At 46.6% G+C, this 21,783-nt stretch carries 22 protein-coding genes; 12 read left to right on the top strand and 10 right to left on the bottom strand.

Annotated elements, in window-relative coordinates:
- Positions 1–133 precede the first annotated feature (133 nt).
- From QMA04_RS10435 to QMA04_RS10420, 4 genes are all read left to right on the top strand, one after another.
- Entirely contained in the window at positions 134–451 is a 318-nt protein-coding gene (locus tag QMA04_RS10435; RefSeq protein ID WP_290185631.1) for a hypothetical protein, read from the top strand.
- Between the two features lie 624 nt (positions 452–1,075).
- A complete protein-coding gene (locus tag QMA04_RS10430) occupies positions 1,076–1,555 on the top strand; it encodes a DUF2975 domain-containing protein (RefSeq protein WP_290185629.1) in 480 nt (159 codons plus the stop codon).
- A gap of 11 nt (positions 1,556–1,566) precedes the next feature.
- Positions 1,567–1,791, top strand: coding sequence for a helix-turn-helix domain-containing protein (locus tag QMA04_RS10425; protein WP_191716206.1), 225 nt, complete (start codon positions 1,567–1,569; stop codon positions 1,789–1,791).
- Positions 1,792–1,830: 39 nt separating this feature from the next.
- Positions 1,831–2,307: a DUF2975 domain-containing protein gene (locus tag QMA04_RS10420; RefSeq protein ID WP_191716207.1), complete on the top strand. Its 477-nt coding sequence runs from the start codon at positions 1,831–1,833 to the stop codon at positions 2,305–2,307.
- Between the two features lie 61 nt (positions 2,308–2,368).
- Here QMA04_RS10420 and QMA04_RS10415 read toward each other — a convergent pair whose 3' ends face one another.
- The 10 genes from QMA04_RS10415 to QMA04_RS10370 form a co-directional block, all read right to left on the bottom strand.
- On the bottom strand, positions 2,369–3,355 hold the full coding sequence (locus QMA04_RS10415; protein WP_203340870.1) for an SPFH domain-containing protein: 987 nt from the start codon (positions 3,353–3,355) through the stop codon (positions 2,369–2,371).
- 33 nt (positions 3,356–3,388) lie between these two features.
- Positions 3,389–4,171, bottom strand: coding sequence for a TPM domain-containing protein (locus QMA04_RS10410; RefSeq protein WP_290185626.1), 783 nt, complete (start codon positions 4,169–4,171; stop codon positions 3,389–3,391).
- Positions 4,168–5,196 (bottom strand): TFIIB-type zinc ribbon-containing protein, encoded by a 1,029-nt coding sequence (locus QMA04_RS10405; RefSeq protein ID WP_290185624.1) that lies wholly within the window; start codon positions 5,194–5,196, stop codon positions 4,168–4,170. The genes QMA04_RS10410 and QMA04_RS10405 overlap by 4 nt, the downstream gene beginning before the upstream one ends.
- 48 nt (positions 5,197–5,244) lie before the next feature.
- Positions 5,245–5,961 (bottom strand): PspA/IM30 family protein, encoded by a 717-nt coding sequence (locus tag QMA04_RS10400; RefSeq protein WP_290185622.1) that lies wholly within the window; start codon positions 5,959–5,961, stop codon positions 5,245–5,247.
- A gap of 170 nt (positions 5,962–6,131) precedes the next feature.
- A complete protein-coding gene (locus QMA04_RS10395; protein WP_290185792.1) occupies positions 6,132–7,346 on the bottom strand; it encodes an acyl-CoA dehydrogenase family protein in 1,215 nt (404 codons plus the stop codon).
- A 279-nt stretch (positions 7,347–7,625) separates the two neighbouring features.
- Complete coding sequence (locus QMA04_RS10390) at positions 7,626–8,825, bottom strand: amidohydrolase (protein ID WP_290185619.1); 1,200 nt, start codon at positions 8,823–8,825, stop codon at positions 7,626–7,628.
- Between the two features lie 578 nt (positions 8,826–9,403).
- Positions 9,404–9,751 (bottom strand): hypothetical protein, encoded by a 348-nt coding sequence (locus QMA04_RS10385; RefSeq protein ID WP_290185617.1) that lies wholly within the window; start codon positions 9,749–9,751, stop codon positions 9,404–9,406.
- A 24-nt stretch (positions 9,752–9,775) separates the two neighbouring features.
- Positions 9,776–10,870 carry a DUF4179 domain-containing protein gene (locus QMA04_RS10380; RefSeq protein ID WP_290185615.1) on the bottom strand — a complete coding sequence of 365 codons (1,095 nt, stop codon included), beginning with the start codon at positions 10,868–10,870 and terminating at the stop codon, positions 9,776–9,778.
- Entirely contained in the window at positions 10,845–11,393 is a 549-nt protein-coding gene (locus QMA04_RS10375) for a sigma-70 family RNA polymerase sigma factor (RefSeq protein WP_290185613.1), read from the bottom strand. Before QMA04_RS10375 ends, QMA04_RS10380 begins: the two co-directional genes overlap by 26 nt.
- 146 nt (positions 11,394–11,539) lie before the next feature.
- Entirely contained in the window at positions 11,540–12,961 is a 1,422-nt protein-coding gene (locus QMA04_RS10370) for a YfcC family protein (protein WP_290185611.1), read from the bottom strand.
- Between the two features lie 307 nt (positions 12,962–13,268).
- Between QMA04_RS10370 and QMA04_RS10365 the strand changes: the two genes are divergently transcribed.
- From QMA04_RS10365 to QMA04_RS10330, 8 genes are all read left to right on the top strand, one after another.
- Entirely contained in the window at positions 13,269–14,768 is a 1,500-nt protein-coding gene (locus QMA04_RS10365) for an MDR family MFS transporter (protein ID WP_290185609.1), read from the top strand.
- 207 nt (positions 14,769–14,975) lie between these two features.
- Positions 14,976–15,350: a GntR family transcriptional regulator gene (locus QMA04_RS10360; protein WP_191716217.1), complete on the top strand. Its 375-nt coding sequence runs from the start codon at positions 14,976–14,978 to the stop codon at positions 15,348–15,350.
- Positions 15,347–16,222: an ABC transporter ATP-binding protein gene (locus QMA04_RS10355; RefSeq protein ID WP_301610676.1), complete on the top strand. Its 876-nt coding sequence runs from the start codon at positions 15,347–15,349 to the stop codon at positions 16,220–16,222. The genes QMA04_RS10360 and QMA04_RS10355 overlap by 4 nt, the downstream gene beginning before the upstream one ends.
- Position 16,223: 1 nt before the next feature.
- Positions 16,224–16,943 (top strand): hypothetical protein, encoded by a 720-nt coding sequence (locus QMA04_RS10350; protein WP_290185608.1) that lies wholly within the window; start codon positions 16,224–16,226, stop codon positions 16,941–16,943.
- Between the two features lie 197 nt (positions 16,944–17,140).
- Complete coding sequence (locus QMA04_RS10345; RefSeq protein ID WP_290185607.1) at positions 17,141–19,240, top strand: MMPL family transporter; 2,100 nt, start codon at positions 17,141–17,143, stop codon at positions 19,238–19,240.
- A gap of 75 nt (positions 19,241–19,315) precedes the next feature.
- Positions 19,316–19,987, top strand: a complete 672-nt coding sequence (locus tag QMA04_RS10340) for a response regulator transcription factor (RefSeq protein WP_290185606.1) — start codon at positions 19,316–19,318, stop codon at positions 19,985–19,987.
- Complete coding sequence (locus tag QMA04_RS10335; protein ID WP_290185604.1) at positions 19,984–21,378, top strand: HAMP domain-containing sensor histidine kinase; 1,395 nt, start codon at positions 19,984–19,986, stop codon at positions 21,376–21,378. The genes QMA04_RS10340 and QMA04_RS10335 overlap by 4 nt, the downstream gene beginning before the upstream one ends.
- Before the next feature lie 15 nt (positions 21,379–21,393).
- Positions 21,394–21,783, top strand: coding sequence for a hypothetical protein (locus tag QMA04_RS10330; RefSeq protein WP_191716222.1), 390 nt, complete (start codon positions 21,394–21,396; stop codon positions 21,781–21,783).

Below are 21,783 nucleotides of genomic sequence, written 5' to 3'. Positions count from 1 at the left end.
AGATGATACATGGATTTCTTTCATGATTAGATGCGTTTTCTGTTCAGCCGAAACCATATCTAAGTTAGAGAGTTTCTGTCACAATAAGAGAATATCTTTAAGTTACAATTTGAAAGCTCAAGGAGGAATCCGAATGAATGACCCCAATCGTTTTCGAAGACGAAGACCAAGGTCCAGCTTTACTAGTTTTATCCTGGATCTTCCAGGTCTTCGCTCAAACGCTTTATGGAAGAAAGTTCTTGTGGCACCACTTTACTTGCTGGTCGCTCTGCTTGTATTACTGGGACTCTTTGGCGGCGGCATCGGCAGCATTGTCGATCTACTGGTCATTTTTGTCATCATTATTGCCATTGTCGCATTGGTTAACGGCAGTTTGCCGCGCTTTAAAATTCCAAACCGAAAAGTGGCAGCCGTTCTTCTCGTCGCAGCCCTTGTTTTAAGCTTTCTTTGATCAAGAAAGCACCACAGATGCGGTGACTGGTACTGAATTTTATGACCATCTAGGTTCTTTTCTATTCTATGGCTTTGCATACTACCTATCAGTTCAACACAAAAAGCCGCATGCTGACATGCGGCTTTCTTGTTGAATATTCATTTTGCCCAGTGGTGGAAGAAGAAATAAAACACGATAAGCAGAATCACAATGGCTGACAAAACCAGCATCGGCACAAGACCAAAGGTGGCTTCCATTTTAACTCCTCCTCCTTTTACCTTTATCATACTCCTCTTTTTTCAAAAAACAATTAAATTTATTCGATTTTTCAGTCTACTTGAATTAGGTTTTATGAACTGAAAAGCTATCGTCCATACAAAGGGCTTTGCCATCACCCATCGAGATCAGCGGCAGAGCCTTTTCTTTAATTTCTCTAATTCCGGTACCTTTATCTAATATTTTTGGGGGATGAACTTTAAACTGTATTCTATTCCAACAGCCTACAGAAGAACAGTTATTTTCTACTTTACTCTCTATCGTTATTTGGATTATTAATTCCGTATATCAATATTTATATATTGTAATTCGATAAATAATGTTTTATACTGAATCTAATCTTATACAATCGAGGTGCTTTAAAAAATGAAACGGGAAACCCTGTTTTTGAAAATCGTTCTATTTCTCATGGTTCTTCCGGTAATCGCTGTCTGCATTTTTGTGGTGCCGCCGCTGTCTCAGTTTGTCGGAGAACTCTTGCCGGAATGGGCATTTCTGCAATATGTCTTTCTGATTGCCCTGTATGGCACAGCCGTTGCTTATTTTATTGCTTTATACCAGTCCATGAAGCTCTTGAGCTATATTGACCGCAACATCGCTTTCTCGGAACGATCCGTGAAAGCGTTGAAGAACATCAAATACTGCGCCCTTACCATCGCAGGCCTGTACTTGTTGTGTTTGCCGATTATTTTGTACATGGCTCAAGTGGATGACGCTCCTGGCCTTGGTGGGCTTGGGATGGTCATTACCTTTGGCGCCCTTGTAATTGCCGTCTTTGCGGCAGTTCTTCAAAAGCTATTGGAAAATGCGATTGAAATAAAATCAGAAAATGATCTGACGGTCTGAGGTGAAATGATATGGCAATTATAATCAACATTGACGTGATGCTTGCTAAACGAAAAATGAGCGTAACCGAGCTTTCAGAGAAAGTCGGCATTACCATGGCCAACTTGTCCATCCTGAAAAATGGCAAGGCAAAAGCCGTTCGATTATCGACCTTGGAGGCAATCTGTAAAGCTTTGGATTGTCAGCCAGGCGATGTGCTGGAATACCGGCCGGAAGAGGATGATTCCTCTTCATAATCGGGCTCCAGCCAACACTTGATAAAAGAGGTGTGCTTCATGAGAGCTTCCCTGCTTTTTCTGAGAACTGTATTGGCCCTGCTTTGCCTTCCCGCTCTTGCTTTTTGTCTGTTCGTTATTCCTGAAATGGCCAGTAGAGACGCAGCTGCCCATCCGGAGACTGCTTACCTGCAGTACCCTTTTATGCTGTCTGCCTATCTATTGTTCAGCCTGTTTTTTATCGCCCTTTACCAGGCCTTTAAACTGCTGGGTTTCATCAGCCGAAACAAGGCATTTTCAATGGATTCGGTGAGCGCATTAAAGAAAATCAAATACTGTGCTTTCGCAATCGCTCTTTGCTTTATAGCAGGATTGGTGTTTCTGATTGTCTTTATCGGCGGCGACATTGCCGGCATATTCACGATGAGCCTGATCTGCATTGTTGCATCATCAACGGTCTGCGTGTTTGCAGCCTTGCTCGAGAAACTGACAGTTCAAGCCATCCGATTGAAAGAAGAAAATAAGTTAACGATCTAGAAACTCAAAGACAAAAACCGCCATCCCGATTTTTTATCCAGGTGGCGGTTTTTGCTATTCATTAACTCAGCTTCTGCCCACAATTCGGACAGAACTTGGAGCCTTCATTTTTTTGGCCGCAGTTCGGACAGAATTTCGGTGCTGCTTGCCCGCTCGTGTCTGAATCATTCGAGCCTGCATCGGCTGTTTTCTGCTGCTTGCCGGAATCAGATTCTTTCTGGCCATCCATCATTTCTTTGGCGATGTTCATGCCCATCATCATGCCGGCCATGTCGGATGCTGTATTGGATCCCGATGACTTGCCCATGGCATCGGCCACTGAGATCTGCTGGTATTTCCCGACATCCCCGACCATGCCATGCGATGCGCTTTTATTGATCATGTCCTGGATTTCCTTCGGATAATTAAAGCTCATAACCTGGAACCCGGTGACTTTCATACCGTCGTCCATCAGCTGCATATTCAAGTCATCTTGGATTCCTTGGCCGATTTCATGTGCATTGGCCTGCAAGTTGAACATGTCCTTGCCTTCTTTTGTGATCCATCGCATCAACAGCTGATCCAGAATTGCCGTGATGCGAATTTTCACATCGTCCACCAGATAACTGTCGCGGACACCTGCAATTTTATCGATTAAGCCGACGTAATCGCTGACTTTGAACTGGAAGGTGCCGTTCGCCCGGATCGGCATGCCGCCGGGCAGCTGTGGCGCCGGAATATTGATTGGGTTCTGCGTACCCCATTTGACGGTGAATTCCTTGGTGTTTACAAACAGCACTTCCACGCGCATGCCGCTGTTAAAGCCGAAGCGAAAGCCTTTCAAAGTCGATAGGAACGGCACGATTTCCGATTCGATGTCGTACTCGCCTTCTTCCTCAAAGATCCCTTCAATTTTGCCATTATTGATGAAGATAGCATCCTGTCCTGGACGGATAATCAGCCGGCTGCCTTTTTTGACTTCATTGTTGTTCCATTTCCAGAAGATCATATCGTCTCTGAATTCTTCCCATTCCACTACATCTGAAAATTGGTTGCTGAAAAACCCCATTCTCACGGTCTCCTCCTTTAATTCAAACTGATTTTAGAATTTGCGCCCGCCTCCGCTGAAGGAGCGGCCGCCACCCGTGACGCCGCCACCGCCAAATCCACCACCGCCTCCACTGCTTTTCTTCGGAACCCTGCGGCGCGATACGGTCTTGTTGCGGAACTGGTCAAGCTTGCCTGTCACCCGTGAATTGTCGCCGTCAAAATAAGTACCGGCTGTGGTCGTCACACGTCCACCCGAATTGTAGAGCATCGAGCCGACAACAATTCCGCCCAGCAGCAAAGCAACAGCGAGCTGGAACCAGGTCTTGAAGAAAATATTTTCCGGGTTGACCCCAGGACGAAATTCCATGTAGCGGCTTGAAGTGGTTACAGTTTCACGGAAAGCTCCTGCGTAATCGCCCCGCTGCATGTCCGGAATGATCCGGTCGAGCACCATATTGACACGCTGATTATCCAATGTCGTTTCTGCAGTTCCAAAACCTGCCAGGTAAACGTCGCGTGTAGCGATGTTCATCGTCAGCAAGACGGCATTTTCCTGGCCATTTTCCACTGCCCATGTATCAAAGAAATCCCCCATGTAATCCACGATGAAAAAAGGTGCTTGCTCTTCAGACGTCAAAAACAGAAAGTCTGTTCCTTGCTTCCGGCTGTGCTCTGCGGCCACTGCTTCCAATTCGGCTATTTCTGAACCGGTCAGCAAGTTGGCGTTATCGTATACGCGCTGCTCCACAGCTGCTGAAGCTGCAGTTCCGCCGATGCCAATAAAAAACAGCAGCAGGCAAAACATCATTAGCCCTTTCAATTGAAACTGTTTCACCAAAGCACCCCTCCCACCGCAAACGAAATTGCTTTCAGCACAGCGAAAGCGGAGGCAGCAATGCCGGCGAACCAAGCAGCGACCTTGAAAGCACTGATTGGAGGCTTTCCGACCACTTTGCCGGTTTGCCCGTTCATCGCAAAGGTATGTTCCTTGTTATCGAAATCATAATAAACCATCCATACTGGAAACAACGTATAGTAGACATTCTTTTTATTCGCCAGGATTTGTTTATTCGTATAGCTGACGGTTGAGTAGCCGGAAATGGTGCTGCTTATGTACGAATCGATATAGGGGACAATTTTCGATTCGACCCGGGAAAACAACGCGTCATCGTCATAATCGTACTTCTCAGCAAGGTATCCCGCCAAGTAAGGCATTTTGAAATCCTTCAATTCTCCGTAATCATAGGGCTCCAACTTGTCCATCAATTCATCGTCCATTTTTTCCGAAGCATCTGCTGGTACCTTTAAATAGCTGAGGTCCATTTCACGGCGCACGTCATAGAAATCAGTCTCCGTGTAAATTGTATCCCCTCTGGTATAGCTGCGTACCCGGGTTGCAAGTGCCGCCACATCCGCTTTCCCATCAATGTCATACAGCCAAAAAGGCACATACATCCCAGTCATCTTTTTGATCCGGTCGCCACTGGCAAAACCCGGTGGTGTCAGCCTGCCGTTTTTCGTCCATTTCCGAAAAGCGGCGACGGCTTCATCTTTGCTGATGGTGAAAGGAATCACTTTGGCCGGAGCCAGATCACCTGTCAGCCGGTCTGCCAATAGCACCGGCGCCCCACAGAAGCTGCAATGGGTTGCAGTGGTTTCCGCTTCCGTCAAAATGACCGCCCCACAATTTTCACAATGATATTCCTTCGCTTCCTCCGGGTCGAATTTCCGCAGGATATTGGTTTCCGGAAATGTTTCAATGTTATCCTGCCGGCCGCAGCTCGGACAGGACAGATGTCCGGATTCGCTGTCGAACGCCATATCTGATCCGCAGTTTGGACATTTATACTGAATGACCATGGTGTCTGCCTCCCTTCAGGTCAAAGGAAACTGTCCGTACAGCCGCTCTCATTCATTTTTGCCCAATTGGCTTTTCAATGATTCCAATTCATCGTCTACATTGATGCCTGCTTTCAGCGACTCCAACTCGTCATCAACCGATGAATCACTGTCGTATTTTGAAGCCAGGTCCTTGATATCTGTACTAGAGCCCTTGTTCAATTCGGACATGGCAATGGCTTCATCAAGCTCCTGATTGATTTTCTGTTCCATCTTGTCGAAAGCGGAAATCCGCTCTCCCGCTCCATCCACAGATGAAGCAAAATCGTTCATGCGTTTTTGTGTCTTTGCCACAGACGCTTTGCCTTTCAGCTCTGAGCGGCGGGATTCCAGTTCGCCGATATCCGATTCCAGCTTGTCATGCATTTGCCGCATCTGTTGCGTATTGGCAGCCGCAAGTTCAACAGCTATCTGTTTATCCGTCACTTTCTCGGAAAGCTCTGCTTTGCGCTGCAGGAATTTGCGTGCATCATCTTCATTGCCGGCTTCCAATGCTTTTACCGCATAGCGCTGCATGTCACCGATTTCTTTCTCAAATTCCTCGAGCTCGCGGCGCTCCCGTTTTTCCGCAGCCATAATCGCAGCTGTCTCCGACTTCACTTTCCCTAAGTCACTGTTCAAATCACGCAAATACTGATCGATCATTTTTTCCGGATCCTCTGCTTTGTCCAGCAGGGCATTAATGTTGCTCGTCATAATGTCTTTGAACCGTTTTAGAATTTCCATGATCATTCTCCTCTTTGTGTGGTTTATTGGACTGCCGGGCAGTCTCTCTTCCTAATGAAAAAGTACCCTATACCGGCAGAGATTAAGCCTGCCATCCTCTTCCGAATTTCCGGTCTGTGGGTGTGCCAGCCGACAAGATCTGTTTGGCCTTGCTATTCTTCTTCACCGCATCAGCGATTTGCCGTTGAATCGGCTTGCTGTTCCCAGGCTGGCAATGTTTTGGACAAAGCTTTGTCTTCTTTATAGCCCAGCACATATTCCGCCTGCATGATCGTGTGGATTTCACGCGTCCCTTCATAGATGACCGGCGCTTTGGAATTTCGCAAATAGCGGCTGACCGGGTATTCATCCGAGTAGCCATAAGCACCGTGGATTTGGAATGCGTCGTCCGCTGCCTGATTGGCGAAATCACAAGCCTGCCATTTCGCCAATGAAGTTTCACGGGTGTTGCGCTTTCCTTGGTTTTTCAATTCGCCCGCCCGGTAAACAAGCAGCCGGCTCATTTGAAAACCGGCTTCCATTTTTGCGATCATCTGCTGGACCAGTTGATGTCTGCCGATTTCTTTGCCGAAAGTTTGGCGTTCATGGCAATAGCTGACGCTCGCTTCCAGGCACGCCATGATTTGTCCAACAGCTCCGGCGGCCACCGTAAAGCGCCCGTTATCGAGGGCCGACATAGCTATCTTAAACCCTTCGCCTTCGTGCCCCAGCAGATTTTCTGCCGGAACTTTCACATCCTCAAAAAACAATTCACCCGTATTGCCCGCCCGGATGCCATGTTTTCCTTTAATGGCCTTGGAAGAAAAGCCCTGCCAAGTGCGTTCTACTATGAAAGCGGAAATCGCTCCATGCTTTTGCTCCTGCTCACCTGTGTAGGCAAAGACCAGAAAATGGTCTGCCACATCGCAAAGAGAAATCCAGGTCTTCTGCCCATTCAACACGTAATGGTCGCCTTGCTTCACAGCAGTCGTCTTCATCGCCGCCACATCTGATCCAGCACTTGGCTCCGTCAATCCAAAAGCGCCGATTTTCTCGCCTTTCGCCTGCGGGATCAAGTATTGCTGCTTTTGTTCTTCTGTCCCCCATTGCAGAATGGTCAGGCTGTTCAATCCGGTATGGACAGATACCGCGGTACGGAATGCCGTATCGCCTCGCTCCAATTCTTCGCAGACAATCGCCAGCGAATTATAATCCATGCCGCTCCCGCCGTATTTTTCCGGAATACAAACTCCCATCAGTCCAAGGTCGGCAAGCTTACCGTAAATGGCAGGGTCTGACTTGCCCGCCCGGTCCCATTCTTCGATAAACGGCATGATTTCCTTGTCGACAAAACTGCGCGTCGTGCTTCGCAGCATCCCCTGTTCTTCTGTGAATGAAAAATCCATCATGAATCGCCCCTCCCGATTTTCTTGCTCTTCAAAAAAAGCCAGCTCAAAAAGACAACAGCAAGACTGCTTGTCTGGATGAACTGGCTTCTATCTACGCGTAAAAATTTCATCGTGAAATTTCTGCAGACTTGGCAATATCTTTTCATGGGTATACATAAGCTAAGTGCCCGGCAAGAACAGTTGATGCTTCCGCGCACCTTACTGTCACTTTAAACCAGTATTAGAGGTTTGTAAATAAGTTGCAAGATTATTCAGATCTTTATTCAAAAAGAGAACTCAATCATCTTTCTTTTCTCGACAAAAATCCGCTGCCACTGCAGCCATTGCCTTCGCGCTGATCAACAAGCTTTTCTCGTCAATTTCAAACTTGGGATGATGGTGTGGATATGCTTCTTTTCCTAAGGGTTTTGCACCCACATAGAAAAAACAGCCCGGCTTTTCCTCCAGGTAATAGGCAAAATCCTCAGAAGGGGGCTGTGGCGCCACTTCTTCAACTGCTGTTACTTCCGGGATATTCGCTTCTTCAATCGCCTGGCGAACTTGCCCGGTAATTTCAGGATCGTTATAGAGGACCGGATAATCATTCGCATATTCCAGTGTCGCCTGAACGCCGAAAGAAGTTTCCAGCCCTTCCGCAAACTGGCGCACCTGCGCTTCAACCAGCTCACGGGATTCCTGGGACATCGTCCGGACATCGCCTTCCAGTGCGACAGCATCCTTGATGACATTAAATTGCCCTTTGCCGTCGAATGAGCCGATTGTCACCACTGCCGTATCAAACGGATCCATCCGTCGGCTGATGACGGTCTGGCAATTCATGACAAAAGAACTTGCTGCCACAATGGCATCATTCGCCATGTGCGGAGAAGAACCATGGCCGCCTTTTCCCTGGATATGCAGCTTAAAGCGTGCACGCCCGGTTTGGGTATTGCCGCTTCTGTAAAAAATTTTTCCGGCTTCCATCGTCGACATAACATGGATGCCGAATACGGCCGACACATCGTCAAGCACGCCAGCTCTAATCATGCCGATGGCTCCGCCCGGCGGCATTTCTTCAGCCGGCTGATGAATAACCTTAATCGTCCCCGCCAATTGCTTTTTCATTTCAGCCAGTGTTTCGGCAAGAACCAACATATAAGCCGTATGCCCATCGTGTCCGCAGGCATGCATAACACCTTTTGTTTTGGATGCGAAGGGCAAATCCGTTTCCTCTTGAATCGGCAAGGCATCGAAATCTGCACGGACCGCAATGGTTTTGCCAGGTTTTTCGCCTTTTATGGTTACCACAATGCCCCGTTGGCCGCCGACATTCGTCTCCACCGAATCAACCGCCACCCCTTTATAGAAATCCTCAATATAGGCAGCTGTCTTCTCTTCTTCAAACGACAGCTCCGGATGTTCGTGGAGGTGTCGCCGTATGTCAATGATGCGCTGTTCTTTGACATCTAATTGCTTCAGCAATTCTGCAGTCAGCATTCCTATCACTCCTTTCTTTGACTCTACCCTTTCTATCGAAAAACAAGACCTTTTTCTTTCGATAGAAAAGGTCAGGCCCGATTTACTTTCTTCCGGGAAACCAATCTACGAGACAGGTTCCATCCATAGCAGTTAATGTTCAACCAAATCTATATTCCTATAATTCATATTTTTATTCATTTTTTCAGGAAGTACTCTTAAAAACCTTCCTCCATAGAAACAACAGGAATCCCCAGCTATTATTCATACTTATTCATCTTCTTCCCATTAAGCACTTTAAAAAGGATTTTCCTTTTCTGCAGTTGCTCTGCCAGGTTTTCGGGCGATTACTCATCTCGACCTTTCCACCAGACAGTCGAATGAATAGGTTTTGATTTTATTCATTTTATTCCTTAAACAAATTGAATGGTTTATCACCTATGTACCTTGTGAGAAAACCGGTTGAGAATAACTACTATTCGAATTTCTATACTTTATATGAAAATAAAAATAATTGTGTGAGTGCCAGGCACCCGCGCAATTAAAAAGGCACTGCCGCTCACCTGAATGGGTAAGGGCAGTGCCTTTTCACTTTTCCATTAAATATTTCTCTCGCTATCTTCATTCTTCTTATTCGCTACTTTTTTAGAATGTTCTTTCGCATCTTTCATTTCTTCTTTCCCTTTGACTTCTTCATAATCAGTGGCTTCGTTTTCACCGTCAAAAACTTCTTTTGTTTTATTGATGGCTTTATCGATTCCCGATTCAGGTGCGCCTACATGTTTTTCTGGTGTTTTCCCCGCTGTGCCTTTTCTAGCCATTGCTGATTCCTCCAATAATAAAGATTTTAATGATAGTTTACCCCTTGCGGTGGATATTAATCCTATCACTTGTATTTCACCGATATCAGTCGTTTTATTGAAATAAAACCCGCTCTTACCGATCATGAAGATGCGGGTTTCGTTCTGATTTCACTCCTGTTTCTCTTCTAATTCAGGGAATACCGGATTTTCGATTAGGGTGTGGGTTCTTTCCACCAAATCTATCTCTACTGCATCAAATTCAATGCGCTTGGCATCTGATTCTCCTTCTTCAGCCACCCTGCTGATGTGCGCAAACGGATAAAAGGTCAGCGTTTTCGCTTCTGGCGACAATCCCCGAACGGTGGCTGTCCATTCCAAATCTTCTGCTGTTCGCGAACCTCCTGGCGTACTTCCGCCATTATAGGGAACGGGGTAAACATTTCCCAAATCGTCTTGTGCAAGCAGTTCAGCTTCTACATACTGCCAGTCCTGCAATAATGACGGTTCCACTAATTGCTGGTAAGCGATATTTACTGAGATGTCTGTAAAAGTCACTTTATCGAAGTGCACAGAGACGCCGTTATTGCTAACTTTCTGATCTAAAATAAGAGGCTCTAAGTTTTTCAGCTGCGCCACCGCGAACTCAAATTTCCAGTCTCCCACAATTTCCCCCTGTTCAGTATAGAGGCTTGCAGGTTCCCACTGGACATTGACCTGTTTTGCCTCCTCATCAAGATGGAGGATTTCTGCAATACCCGCAATTCCGCCTTCCACCGGCTCCCATTCCATGCCGCCAGTGGGCCCTTCTGCTTCAAGTAAGATTGGAGAACCCGTTAAATGTGCTGAAGAATCCAGTTTTTGATCTGATGCAACTGTATAGGTGAACGTCACTTTTGTTCCATCATACACTGCTTGCTCAATGGAAATCGTAATGCCGTTGCTTGTTTTCGACAGCCCCACATCTTCACTGAAGCGTTCGTATTCCAACAGTCCTCTTTCTTCTTCTGAAAAGATGGCGAACACATTGCCGATGACCGGGATCTGTGCCATGTAATTGGCAAGTGCTGGTGAGGCTGTAAGAACTGCAGCAGAACTGCCGAAAAAAAGGACTGAGGCTGCGACAGCCGGTGCCAGCCATCTACGCTGTTTCTTTTTAGCAGCAGAAGTTTCAAAGAATGCCTGTTCAATGAGTGCATCCAAACGATCTTCCGGCACATCGACCTGTTCCATCGCTTTCTTAATTGAAATCTCTTTGCCGTTCATCTGCATACACTCCCTTCAAATTCTTTTTCAGCAATGCCAGCCCCCGGTGGATAAGTGTCTTTACCGATCCTTCTGCACAGTTCATTACTTCCGCTATTTGTTTTACAGAAAAATCCTGGTAATACCGCAGCATCAGCGCCGTCTTGTATTTCTCCGGCAATAAACCCAAGGCATTTGCCACATCCAACTGCTGAGCTAGGTCAGTTGAGGAGTCCATCTCCATCACTTGTTCTTCCACTTTATCCATTACAACGAGCTTTTTGTTTTTCTTCAAAGCTGTCAGAGCTTTGTTGATACAGATGCGTGTTAACCAAGTTGAGAAGTAAGCCGGATTCTTTAATTGATGGACCGACTCAATGGCCTGAAGAACAGTCTGCTGAAAAATTTCCAACGCCTCATCTTCGTTTTTCACATATGTATATGCCATACGGTATAATTTCTCTTTTTCTGATTTCAATAATTTCTGAAGCGCCAAACGATCGCCCCGAATTGCTGCTGCAATCATTTCTTCATCGTGCTGCATCCGCCTCATTCCCCTTTACTTATTAGAGACAACGGCACTTCAAAACGTTTCACTTAATTATCTTTTAGTAAAACCTTACCATTCTTTAAAGCCGGATAAGCGAAATAAAAGCGCCTCTTAAGATAGAGGCGCTTCGTTTTACAGAGTTAAAGTGGTCCATAATCAATAAATTGCGCAATCACCAGAGCCGCAGCTGCGATCAAGTACCACACGATGAGCAATGGGAAGATGAATTTCAACCATTTTTCCCACCGTACCCCACCAACAGCTAATGTTGCCATGAAATAACCCGAGGTCGGATAGAAAATATTTGTAAAGCCATCTCCCATCAGGAAAGCCAGGACAGCTGTCTGGCGCGTCACACCGCTGATGTCGGAAAGGCCGGACATAATTGGCATGGTCACCATCGCCTGGCCACTCCCGGATGGAATAAGGAAATTCAATGCTGCTTGAACAATGAGCATGAAGACTGCTGTCAACGAATCAGGCATGATCCCGACAAATTCTCCGAGCGCATAAATAATCGTATCCATGATATCCCCGGCGTCCAATACCACCGCGATGCCCCGTGCTATCCCAACGACAATTGCTCCCAGAAGGATTTTCTTAAACCCTTCATTGAAGGCATCAGCAATTTCAGACGAACTCAATCCCGCAACAAGTCCTGCCGCAATTCCGATCAGCGCATAAAGCCCGGTCAGTTCGCGGAAATACCAACCGTAATTCAAGAGTCCAAACAGCAAAACACCGAACCCCACCAATAGAGTAACTGCTGTCCACATCTGGCGCTTCGTTGCTTTTCCAGCCGAAAGCTCCTTTATCTCCAAGTCATCATCATTTTCATCAAATACGATGCTCAACTCCGGATTCTTCTGTACTTTTCTGGCATAGCGCCATACGTAAGCCATACCGACTGTAAGTACAATCGCCAACAGAACAATTCGGTACCACATACCGGAATAAAGCGGCAGTTCGGCGATTTCCTGTGCCACCCCAAGATTAGCCGGAACCGCTAAAGCCAATGTGAAACCTGAAATCGTGGCAACCAGAACAATCGCTGTCGCTGTGATTCGATCGAATCCAAGCTTCAATACCAAAGGCAAAATTGCCGGGAGATAAATCAACGACATTTCCACTTGGCCGGTAAACGTAGTGAAAAGAGCGAACGGAATCATTAAGGTGGGAATAATCCATAAGCCTTTATCGGAAAACTTGCTGGCCAATTTATTGACAGCGAGAGAAATCACGCCTGTCCGTTCGATGACCGCAAACATGCCTCCAATCATGATGATCCCGAAGATGATTTCAGCGGTCTGGATAAAGCCATCCGGAATCGCGAACATAAACTCAAAAAATGTCACTGGAGATGCTTCTATGTATTCAAATGTTCCCGGCTGAATGATTTCTGCTCCACTCTCATTTGTCACCCGCTCAAATTGCCCCGCTGGAATGATGTAGCTGACCAATGAAGCCAATGCAATCATGAGAAATAAAATAACGAAAATATGTGGGACTTTCAATTTTTTTCTTTTCTTTTTTGTTTCGGCAGTTTGATTTCTGCTTACCACCTAATCCCTCCTTTTTATGATTTAACTTGTTGCTATTCTACAGTAACATATTCCGGAAAGAGTTATTAAACATTTCTGTCAATTAAATTTCACTTTTCCTTTTGTTCATTTTTGTTGGCTCTAAAAGATAAAAACCAGACAGAACAAAAGAACCAAGAACTTATACAAAGCATGCCTTTATCAAAAAGATTCAAATAAACTTTCGAATCTTGTAAGAATCCGAGTCTTCAAGTTTGGATTTTTTTATTCTATAGGATTATGATATGAACATCCAAAATTAAATTGAAGGAAATGGAAGGCGAAAAAGATGAACAATAAAAGACAAAGCAATATTAAAGTAGTTATTGGCGGATTGCTGCTGGCGATTTTGGTGGCATCTATGGACAACACGATCGTCACGACAGCGTTGCCATCAATCGTCGGGGAACTGGGTGGAGTCGATAAATTCGTTTGGGTCACTTCCGCTTATCTGGTCGCACAGATGGCCGGGATGCCGATTTTCGGTAAACTTTCCGATATGTATGGACGCAAGCGGTTTTTCATTTTCGGGTTACTGGTCTTTATGATCGGTTCGGTGCTTTGCGGTACAGCCGATACCATCAATGAATTGATCATCTACCGTGCGATTCAAGGAATCGGCGGTGGAGCACTCATGCCGATTGCATTCACGATCATGTTTGACGTTGTGCCGTTAAAACAACGCGGCAAAATGAGCGGCATGTTCGGTGCCGTATTCGGGATTTCCAGCGTCTTTGGTCCTTTGCTGGGTGCTTATATCACGGAATACATCAACTGGACATGGATTTTCTATATCAACATTCCACTTGGCTTAATTGCTTTCATAATGGTGGCTTTCTTCTATAAAGAATCACTCGAACACGCCGAACAAAAAATCGACTGGCTGGGTGCTGCCACACTTGTCGGCGCGGTCGTCTGCCTGATGTTTGCAGTGGAACTGGGCGGCAAGGAATTTGCGTGGGTATCTCCTCAGAGCTTCGGTTTATTCGCCGGCTTTGCTGTACTCGCCATCATCTTTATCATTGCAGAACGTCGCGCTGATGAACCGGTCATCGATTTCAGCATGTTCAAAGAGCGCCTCTTTGCGACAAGTGGCCTCATTTCGATTTTCAGCGGCGCTGCTTTCATCACCGCTTCGGTTTATATCCCGTTCTATATTCAAGGGGTTCAAGGAGGGAATGCAACAAATTCAGGGCTTGTCTTGTTGCCCATGATGGTCGGATCGGTTGTCAGTGCGTCGATTGGCGGTGCTTTAATGGCCAAATTCGCTTATCGCTCATTCTTGATTCCAACGCTCGCTTTACTGACAGTCGGCATGATTTTGTTAGCCACTTTGTCAATTGATACATCGCGATTCCTGGTGGTCTTCTTTATGATTCTTGCCGGACTTGGCATTGGCGCATCCTTCTCGGTGCTGCCATCAGCCGCCATCCATCCGTTTTCAGTACGCAAACGCGGTGCCGCAACTTCCACCGTCAGCTTCCTGCGTACATTCGGGATGACCATCGGCATCACCATTTTCGGGATTATCCAAAGCCATGCGTTCACGCGTAATATGACCGAAAGTTTTGGAGCCGGAGCTGCCAGCTTTACTGGAGACTCCCGTGCCCTATTATCTGCTGAAGGACGTGCCAATATTCCTGCCGAACTGTCAGCCCAATTGACGGATGCCCTTTCTTCTTCCATTGCGAGCACATTCCTATGGGCGGTTGTCCCTGCTGTACTGGCCTTAGTTGTCGCGTTTATGATGAGCAAAGAAAAGCTTGGCGACCAGATTGTGAAGAACTGAAAATAACTAGTAATTTTTAAGATACAGGAATAGTGTAAACAAAAGGTGTTGCCCGAACTGCGAAAAGCAGCTTGTGCAACACCTTTTTATTTCGTTCTATTGTTTTAATAAAGACACAAAAATAATTGACAAATAAGTCAAACGGATATATGGTTATACACATAAGTATATAACCATATAACGAGAAGGGTTCAGGAGGTGTTTTCAGTGAGCAATGCGTTTGATTCAAGTAAACCGATTTTTTTGCAGGTCCGTGAATTGATTGAAGACCAAATTGTCAATGACCAGCTGAAAGAAGGAGATCAGGCACCATCGACCAATCAGCTCGTCAATTTTTATAAGATCAATCATGCGACTGTCTCAAAAGGGATCAACCAGCTGGTGGAAGAAGGAATCTTATTTAAGAAGAGAGGGATTGGGATGTTTGTAGCAGAAGGAGCAAAACAGACATTGGTCGGACAGCGCAAAGAAGCATTTGTCGACAATTACGTCAGGAGTCTCATTCAGGAAGCAAAGAAGCTTGGCATTTCCCAACAAGAAATTATTGACCTGATCAAAAACACGAAAGGGAGTGAAGGATGATGGCTGCCAAAATAGAGATGAAAAATGTCACGTTGAAATTCGGGAAATTTGAAGCATTAAAGGACATTTCACTGGCGCTGGAAGTTGGCAAGATCCACGGCCTCATCGGGCGCAACGGTGCTGGCAAGACTTCCCTTCTGTCTTTGCTCGCGGCTTTCCGTGAACCGACAACCGGCCAAATAGAGATTGATGGTGAACCAGTCTTTGAAAATCCAGAGAAGATGCAGCAGATTTCGTTCATTTATGAAAAGGACTATGCAGACGAATACGAAAAGATTCCTGCTTTGCTTGAATTTCCGGAAAGGTATCGCCCAAACTACGACAAAGATTACGCCAATCATTTACTGAAGCGCTTTAAACTGCCGCTCGACAAGCCTGCCCATAAATTGTCCAAAGGCATGCAGTCAGCGTTGAATGTGGTCATCGGACTTGCGAGCCGCACGCCCGTAACAATTTTCGATGAAGCGTATCTGGGAATGGACGCACCGGCACGCCAAATCTTCTATGAGGAAATTCTAGCGGACCAGGCAGAATATCCGCGGACCTTCATTCTTTCCACTCATCTGGTGTCGGAAATGGATTACCTTTTCGATAAGGTCGTCATCATCGATCAAGGAAACCTCTTGCTGAACGAGGAATATGAAACCCTTTCTGCTCAAGGTGCTTCGATTACAGGAGCAGCCGATCAGGTTGATGATTTTGTCGCCGGCATGAAAGTTTTGAACGAACAAAGGCTGGGCGGCACGAAATCAGTTATGGTTTACGGTACGCTGACTGAACAGAACCAACTCGCCGCACGGGAACAAGGCCTTGAAATCGGCCCAGTGCCGCTGCAGGACCTGTTCATCCACTTAACAGAGGAGGCGCATTAAGATGAAACAATTAAAATTGTATCCAAAAGTTGCTTTCGACCTCTTTTACGAACAGTTTAAATGGGCGATTTGGTTTTTCTCATTTTTGATTGCCGCATACATCATCGGCATGTTCATCGTAGTCAGAAACGATGCCAGCGTTGATCCCTTCTTCGCCTTTTCAAGCTATTCTGTAGCGATCTTCATGCTGGTCTGCGGGATTATCGCAGCCTATGGCTTTCTTGGCTACTATGTGCAGCAAGGCATCACACGCAAGGATTTGTATATGGGTACCGTTTTATCCGCACTTGCATTGGCGGCGGCTGTCACTTTAGTGCCGCTCGCTGTCAACGGCATTGAGCATTTTATTTCAGGCTTCGCTGCACTGCCCATTGGCACAGATGGTGTCGGCGCGTTCTATCCGTCATCCGGATGGCTTTCGGCCACCGTCACGTTTTTTATCAACGCTTTCACTTATTACTTGATCGGTTGGCTGATTGGGCTCGGCTATTACCGCTTTGGCTGGATCATCGGCTTTGTTTTCGTCGGAATTGCGGTTGCTGCTCTCAGCCTCAATGGCTATTTCCTTGGAGACAGTGGATTGAGTTCCATTATTCCTTGGGTACCTTATATTCCTGCAGAAGCTGGACCAGCTTTAGCCATCACCGGTTCACTCATTTTGGTTGCCGTCTTGCTGATTTCCACGCGCCTGATGACAAAACGCATTACCATCAAGATGTAAACATATATGAAAAGACGTTGCAGGTAACTTGACTAGTTACTCGCACCGTCTTTTTTTCGTACATGAATGCAATTGTGTGCGTGCCAGGCACACACACAATTCTATTGTTCAAATCTCTGCCATCAAAAATTGATATTCAATTTATATTCACACGTTATGATGAATCAGAAATGTTATAGAGAGAGGAGAAATAAGCAATGAACAGATTCCTGAATCCAATCACTGATTGGGTATCGACCAAAAAAGGCATGTGGATCACCATCATCGTCTGGCTTGTCCTAATGATTGCACTCAGCATGGGACCGAGACTCAATGATTACAAAGTGGCCAATTTCCAATCACTGCCCGATGATGCACAATCGATTATCGCGGACCAGAAACTGAAGGAATATTTCCCGAACGACCAAGGAACACCTGGCATTCTCGTTTTCCATAACAGCGAAGGCGATGTCAATCCCGAAACTGTCCAAGAAATTCTGGCAGGCATTACAGAGGCAAATATTGAAGGCATCGACTCGATTGTCGACATCAGTCAATTGCCTCCTCCTGCTTTGGAAGGTTTTTATTCTGAAGACAATACGACAATGATTATTCCGATGTCACTTGAGGCAGGGCTCGGCAGTGCCGATTTTGCGGAAATCAATGACGAAGCTTCTGAAATCGGCAGCGACATCGCAGCTGATTCCGGATCGATGGAATTTTACGTCACCGGTCCTGCCGGCATTGCAGGCGATACCGTCAAATTGTTTGAAGAAGCGGATTTTGTGTTGTTGATTGCAACAGTCCTGATCATTCTTGTACTGTTGATCGTCATCTACCGCTCGCCGCTACTCGCATTCATTCCACTTCTGGCGACAGTGATCGTCTATCAGGTGGTTAACCAGACGCTTGCCTTCATGGGCTCTGGCGGATTGGAACTGACCAGCCAAACGACTTCGATCATGAGCATCCTGCTGTTTGCGGCTGTAATCGATTACTCGCTGTTCGTTTTCTCACGCTTCCGTGAGGAATTGAACCATTACGAAAGCAAACACGAAGCCATGAAACATGCCATGCGGGCAACGGGTGAACCGGTGTTCTTCGCTGGCGGTACTGTTCTTGCAGCCATGCTTGTGCTGTTCTTTGCAGACTTCCGTGACTATGCAAATTTTGCACCGATTTTCGGTACGGCTGTTTTCGTTATCATGATTGCTTCGATTACGCTGATTCCGGCTTTATTCACGTTATTCGGCCGCAAAGCATTTTGGCCGAAAGTGCCGAAATATGGCCAATCCTCAGAAGTGAAACACGGAATCTGGGGACCTGTTGCGAAATTCGTCGTCAACAAACCTTTGATTTCCGGCGGACTTGTCGCCGTTCTGATGATTGTTTCAGCATTGAATATTGTGAATCTGGAGTTTGAATTCGATACAGTGAAATCATTCCCGGAAGACATGCCTTCTCGTGTCGGTTATGAAATTGTTGAACAGAAATTCGACAAAGGCGAAATTGCGCCTTCCACCCTGTTGGTTGTTGGGGATGAGCCGATTACAGAAGAAGCCGCAGCCGCTCTTTCTGAAGAGCTGACTGCTTATGGCGAAATTGCTTCTGCCCGTTTGTCCGGCCAAACGGACGACGGTGAAGCAGTGAAATACAACATTGCCTTATCGATGAATCCGTATTCTACAGAAGCCCTTGATTTCGTGGAACAACTGCGAAACGACAGCGGCGCTTTGCTGGATCGCGCGTCCATTAATGGCGATATACACTTCGGCGGCATTACACCGAAACTCGTTGATGAACGGGAAGTCAACAATAGCGATATCTACAAAATCGTTGTACTTGAAACCTTATTGATCTTGGTACTGCTGTTCGTCCTGACCCGCTCTTGGAAAATGCCGATCTATATGATGGCGACGATTTTGCTTTCTTACTTGTCGGCGCTCGGCTTGGGAATTTTCCTGGTCGATGTGTTGTTCGGCTATGAGGCCATCAGTACACGTGTACCGGTATATGCGTTCATCTTCCTGGTAGCACTTGGCATTGACTATAACATTATCCTGGTTTCACGCTTTATCGAAGAACGGAAATCACACAAAGTCAAAAAAGCCCTGGAAATCGCCATCAGCCATACAGGCGGTGTCATCTCTTCTGCCGGCATCATCCTGGCCGCCACTTTTGCCGCATTGACTACTATGCCAATCGCTGATTTGTTCGTATTCGGTTTCATGGTTTCAATCGGAATCTTGATTGATACTTTCCTGGTGCGCGGCATGCTTCTTCCAGCTTTGATATTGTTTTTTGAAAAAGACAAGTAAACCCTGCATAATATAGAGAGTGGAAAGTCCGGCCACCCATGTGCCGGGCTTTCTGATTGAAAGGGAGGAATCCGCATGAAAATACTCGTCGTGGACGATGATGTTTATATCCAGCAGCTGGTAGCAATTCACCTCAGCAAAGAAGGCTATACCGTCTTTAAAGCAAATGATGCAGAACAGGCCTTGCTGCTGCTTGAGGACCAACTTGTTGACCTGGCCATCGTCGACGTTATGATGCCGGGCATGGACGGGTTTCAGCTGACCCGTATCCTGACCCAGGACCTCAATATTCCGGTGATTCTCTTGACAGCAAAAGGCCAGCTCGAGGATAAGGAAAAAGGCTTCCTGTCCGGAACCGAGGATTACATGGTCAAGCCTTTCGAACCGAAGGAATTGCTGTTTCGCGTCGCCGTTGTCCTGCGCCGCTCGGAGCGTTCTGTCCAGGAGAATCTGCAGGCCGGAAACCTATCGATCAATCGCCGGAACTTCGAAGTGACCATCGGCAAAGAAACACTGATCTTGCCGCTGAAGGAATTCGAGTTGCTGTCGCTGCTGGTTTCGCGCGTCAATCTGGCCACTCCCCGCGGATTGCTGATGGATTATGTCTGGGGCGAAGAACACGAAGGCAGCGAAATGACTTTGAATACCCACATCAACCGGATCCGGGACCGCCTCAAGCGTTACAGAGCTGATGTTGAAATCCACACATTGCGTGGAATCGGCTATAAGCTGGAGGCTTCAAAATGAAAACTTTGTACCGGCAATTCACTGTCGCTACGCTGTTCATTCTGGCCATCAGCATCCTCATTGGGTTTTCCATCGCCAATATCTTCTATGTGACGGTCACTAAAGATGAAACGATCGAACAAAACGTGGCCATTGCCGAAGAAATTATCAGCACCGTACAAAACGTGCCGTATTCGGATGAAAGTTTCACCAATTACCTGCAGGCAGTCGCAAAGCTTGGCTACCAGATTGCGCTTGTCGACAGCTCCGGAGAGATGCAGTTTTTCGGCAAACCGTTTGACGATACGGCGTTTCCTGAACAGGCCGAACAGGTTCTGTCGGAAAATGAAGTCTATACGGGACTGGACAATTTAACAGATGACATTTTCATGATCGGCCATTTCACCAATGAACTGCACAATACAGTCGGTGTGCCGTTTGAAAGAAGCGGTGAACCTTATGGCCTGTTCATCCGTCCCGATACCAAGCTTGTGTCGACGGATATCCATTCCGTCCTGATCGGCTTTGTAGTGGCAATTGCACTCGTCAGCATCATCGGCATGATCTGGATGGCGCGGCAATTGACGCGGCCGATTGTCCAGCTGACAGAAGCGACCAAACATATTGCCCGCGAGAACTACAGCTTTCCGCTTGATATTCGGCGCAATGATGAAATTGGCCAGCTTTCTGAAAGCTTCAATTTGATGCAGAAACAATTGCAGCACAACGACTTGGCACGTAAATCGTTCATCAGCAACGTGTCACATGATTTCCAATCGCCGTTGATGAACATCCAGGGCTACGCGGATCTGTTGAAGTCACCGGGGCTTTCCGACAACGACCGTCTAGCGTATACATCCATCATCGACCAGGAAGCCAAGCGGTTGTCCAGCTTGACACGCCAATTGCTGCTGCTGACATCGCTCGACCAAGGTGCTTATCCGATGAAAACAAAAGAGTTCCAGCTGGATGAACAATTGAGAGGCGTCGTCCGGAAATACCGCTGGCGGCTTGAAGAAGAAGACATCAACCTGTCTTACCAGCTCGCTCCAACACGTTTCCGCGGCGATGCCGAACTGCTTGATAATGTCTGGGACAACTTGTTGACCAACGCCATCAAATACAATAAACCCGGCGGCAGCATCGAAATCATCCTGCAGTCGGACGATACCGGCATTACCGTTACATTTAAAGACAGCGGACAAGGCATTCCGGAAGACGCCTTGCCGCAGTTGTTCGATCGCTTCTACCGTGTCGATGCCGCACGCAAAAAAGACAGCACCGGACTGGGTCTGTCGATTGTGCACCAAATCGTCACCTTGCACCATGGCACCATTCGGGTTAATAGCCGGCTAGGCACAGGAAGTGAATTTATCCTGTCCTTCCCGCATCCCGTTCCCACACAATACTAAGTTGGAGGTTTTATTATGGAAAAAACTTGGAGTCTTCGTTTAATACGCTTTTCAGCCATTTTTGGCTTGTTCGGCACGTTTCTTGGTTCACAAATGGCTGGAGAAATGGATTACAGCTTGCGTCCAATCCATGCCCATATCTTGCTCGTCGGCTGGTTATCAGTCTTTGCCTGGGGCATCTTCTACCGGGTTTATACAATCAAGTTCAAAAAACTTGTCGCCATCCACAGCATACTCGGCATGGTCGGCGCCTTTACACTGACAAGTGGCATGTGGTTGTATAACCTGAATCCATTCAATTGGAATGAAACCTTCGTCATGATATTTTTCATCGTAGGCGGAAGCTTGCTATTGCTGGCGTTCCTGCTGTTTTTGGTCATTACGTTCTTGACGGAAAAAGAATAG

The organism is Planococcus sp. APC 3900, assembly GCF_030407735.1.
GTDB classification, from domain to species: Bacteria; Bacillota; Bacilli; order Bacillales_A; family Planococcaceae; genus Planococcus; species Planococcus notacanthi.
This window is presented reverse-complemented; position numbering and strand designations above follow the sequence as displayed.

Bases quoted from the DNA above. Each gene is read 5' to 3' on its own strand.
- QMA04_RS10435 (WP_290185631.1), top strand. From the start codon at position 134: ATGAATGACCCCAATCGTTTTCGAAGACGAAGACCAAGGTCCAGCTTT.
- QMA04_RS10430 (WP_290185629.1), top strand. From the start codon at position 1,076: ATGAAACGGGAAACCCTGTTTTTGAAAATCGTTCTATTTCTCATGGTT.
- QMA04_RS10425 (WP_191716206.1), top strand. From the start codon at position 1,567: ATGGCAATTATAATCAACATTGACGTGATGCTTGCTAAACGAAAAATG.
- QMA04_RS10420 (WP_191716207.1), top strand. From the start codon at position 1,831: ATGAGAGCTTCCCTGCTTTTTCTGAGAACTGTATTGGCCCTGCTTTGC.
- QMA04_RS10415 (WP_203340870.1), bottom strand. From the start codon at position 3,355: ATGGGGTTTTTCAGCAACCAATTTTCAGATGTAGTGGAATGGGAAGAA.
- QMA04_RS10405 (WP_290185624.1), bottom strand. From the start codon at position 5,196: ATGGTCATTCAGTATAAATGTCCAAACTGCGGATCAGATATGGCGTTC.
- QMA04_RS10400 (WP_290185622.1), bottom strand. From the start codon at position 5,961: ATGGAAATTCTAAAACGGTTCAAAGACATTATGACGAGCAACATTAAT.
- QMA04_RS10395 (WP_290185792.1), bottom strand. From the start codon at position 7,346: ATGGATTTTTCATTCACAGAAGAACAGGGGATGCTGCGAAGCACGACG.
- QMA04_RS10390 (WP_290185619.1), bottom strand. From the start codon at position 8,825: ATGCTGACTGCAGAATTGCTGAAGCAATTAGATGTCAAAGAACAGCGC.
- QMA04_RS10385 (WP_290185617.1), bottom strand. From the start codon at position 9,751: ATGATCGGTAAGAGCGGGTTTTATTTCAATAAAACGACTGATATCGGT.
- QMA04_RS10380 (WP_290185615.1), bottom strand. From the start codon at position 10,870: ATGAACGGCAAAGAGATTTCAATTAAGAAAGCGATGGAACAGGTCGAT.
- QMA04_RS10375 (WP_290185613.1), bottom strand. From the start codon at position 11,393: ATGCAGCACGATGAAGAAATGATTGCAGCAGCAATTCGGGGCGATCGT.
- QMA04_RS10365 (WP_290185609.1), top strand. From the start codon at position 13,269: ATGAACAATAAAAGACAAAGCAATATTAAAGTAGTTATTGGCGGATTG.
- QMA04_RS10355 (WP_301610676.1), top strand. From the start codon at position 15,347: ATGATGGCTGCCAAAATAGAGATGAAAAATGTCACGTTGAAATTCGGG.
- QMA04_RS10350 (WP_290185608.1), top strand. From the start codon at position 16,224: ATGAAACAATTAAAATTGTATCCAAAAGTTGCTTTCGACCTCTTTTAC.
- QMA04_RS10345 (WP_290185607.1), top strand. From the start codon at position 17,141: ATGAACAGATTCCTGAATCCAATCACTGATTGGGTATCGACCAAAAAA.
- QMA04_RS10340 (WP_290185606.1), top strand. From the start codon at position 19,316: ATGAAAATACTCGTCGTGGACGATGATGTTTATATCCAGCAGCTGGTA.
- QMA04_RS10335 (WP_290185604.1), top strand. From the start codon at position 19,984: ATGAAAACTTTGTACCGGCAATTCACTGTCGCTACGCTGTTCATTCTG.
- QMA04_RS10330 (WP_191716222.1), top strand. From the start codon at position 21,394: ATGGAAAAAACTTGGAGTCTTCGTTTAATACGCTTTTCAGCCATTTTT.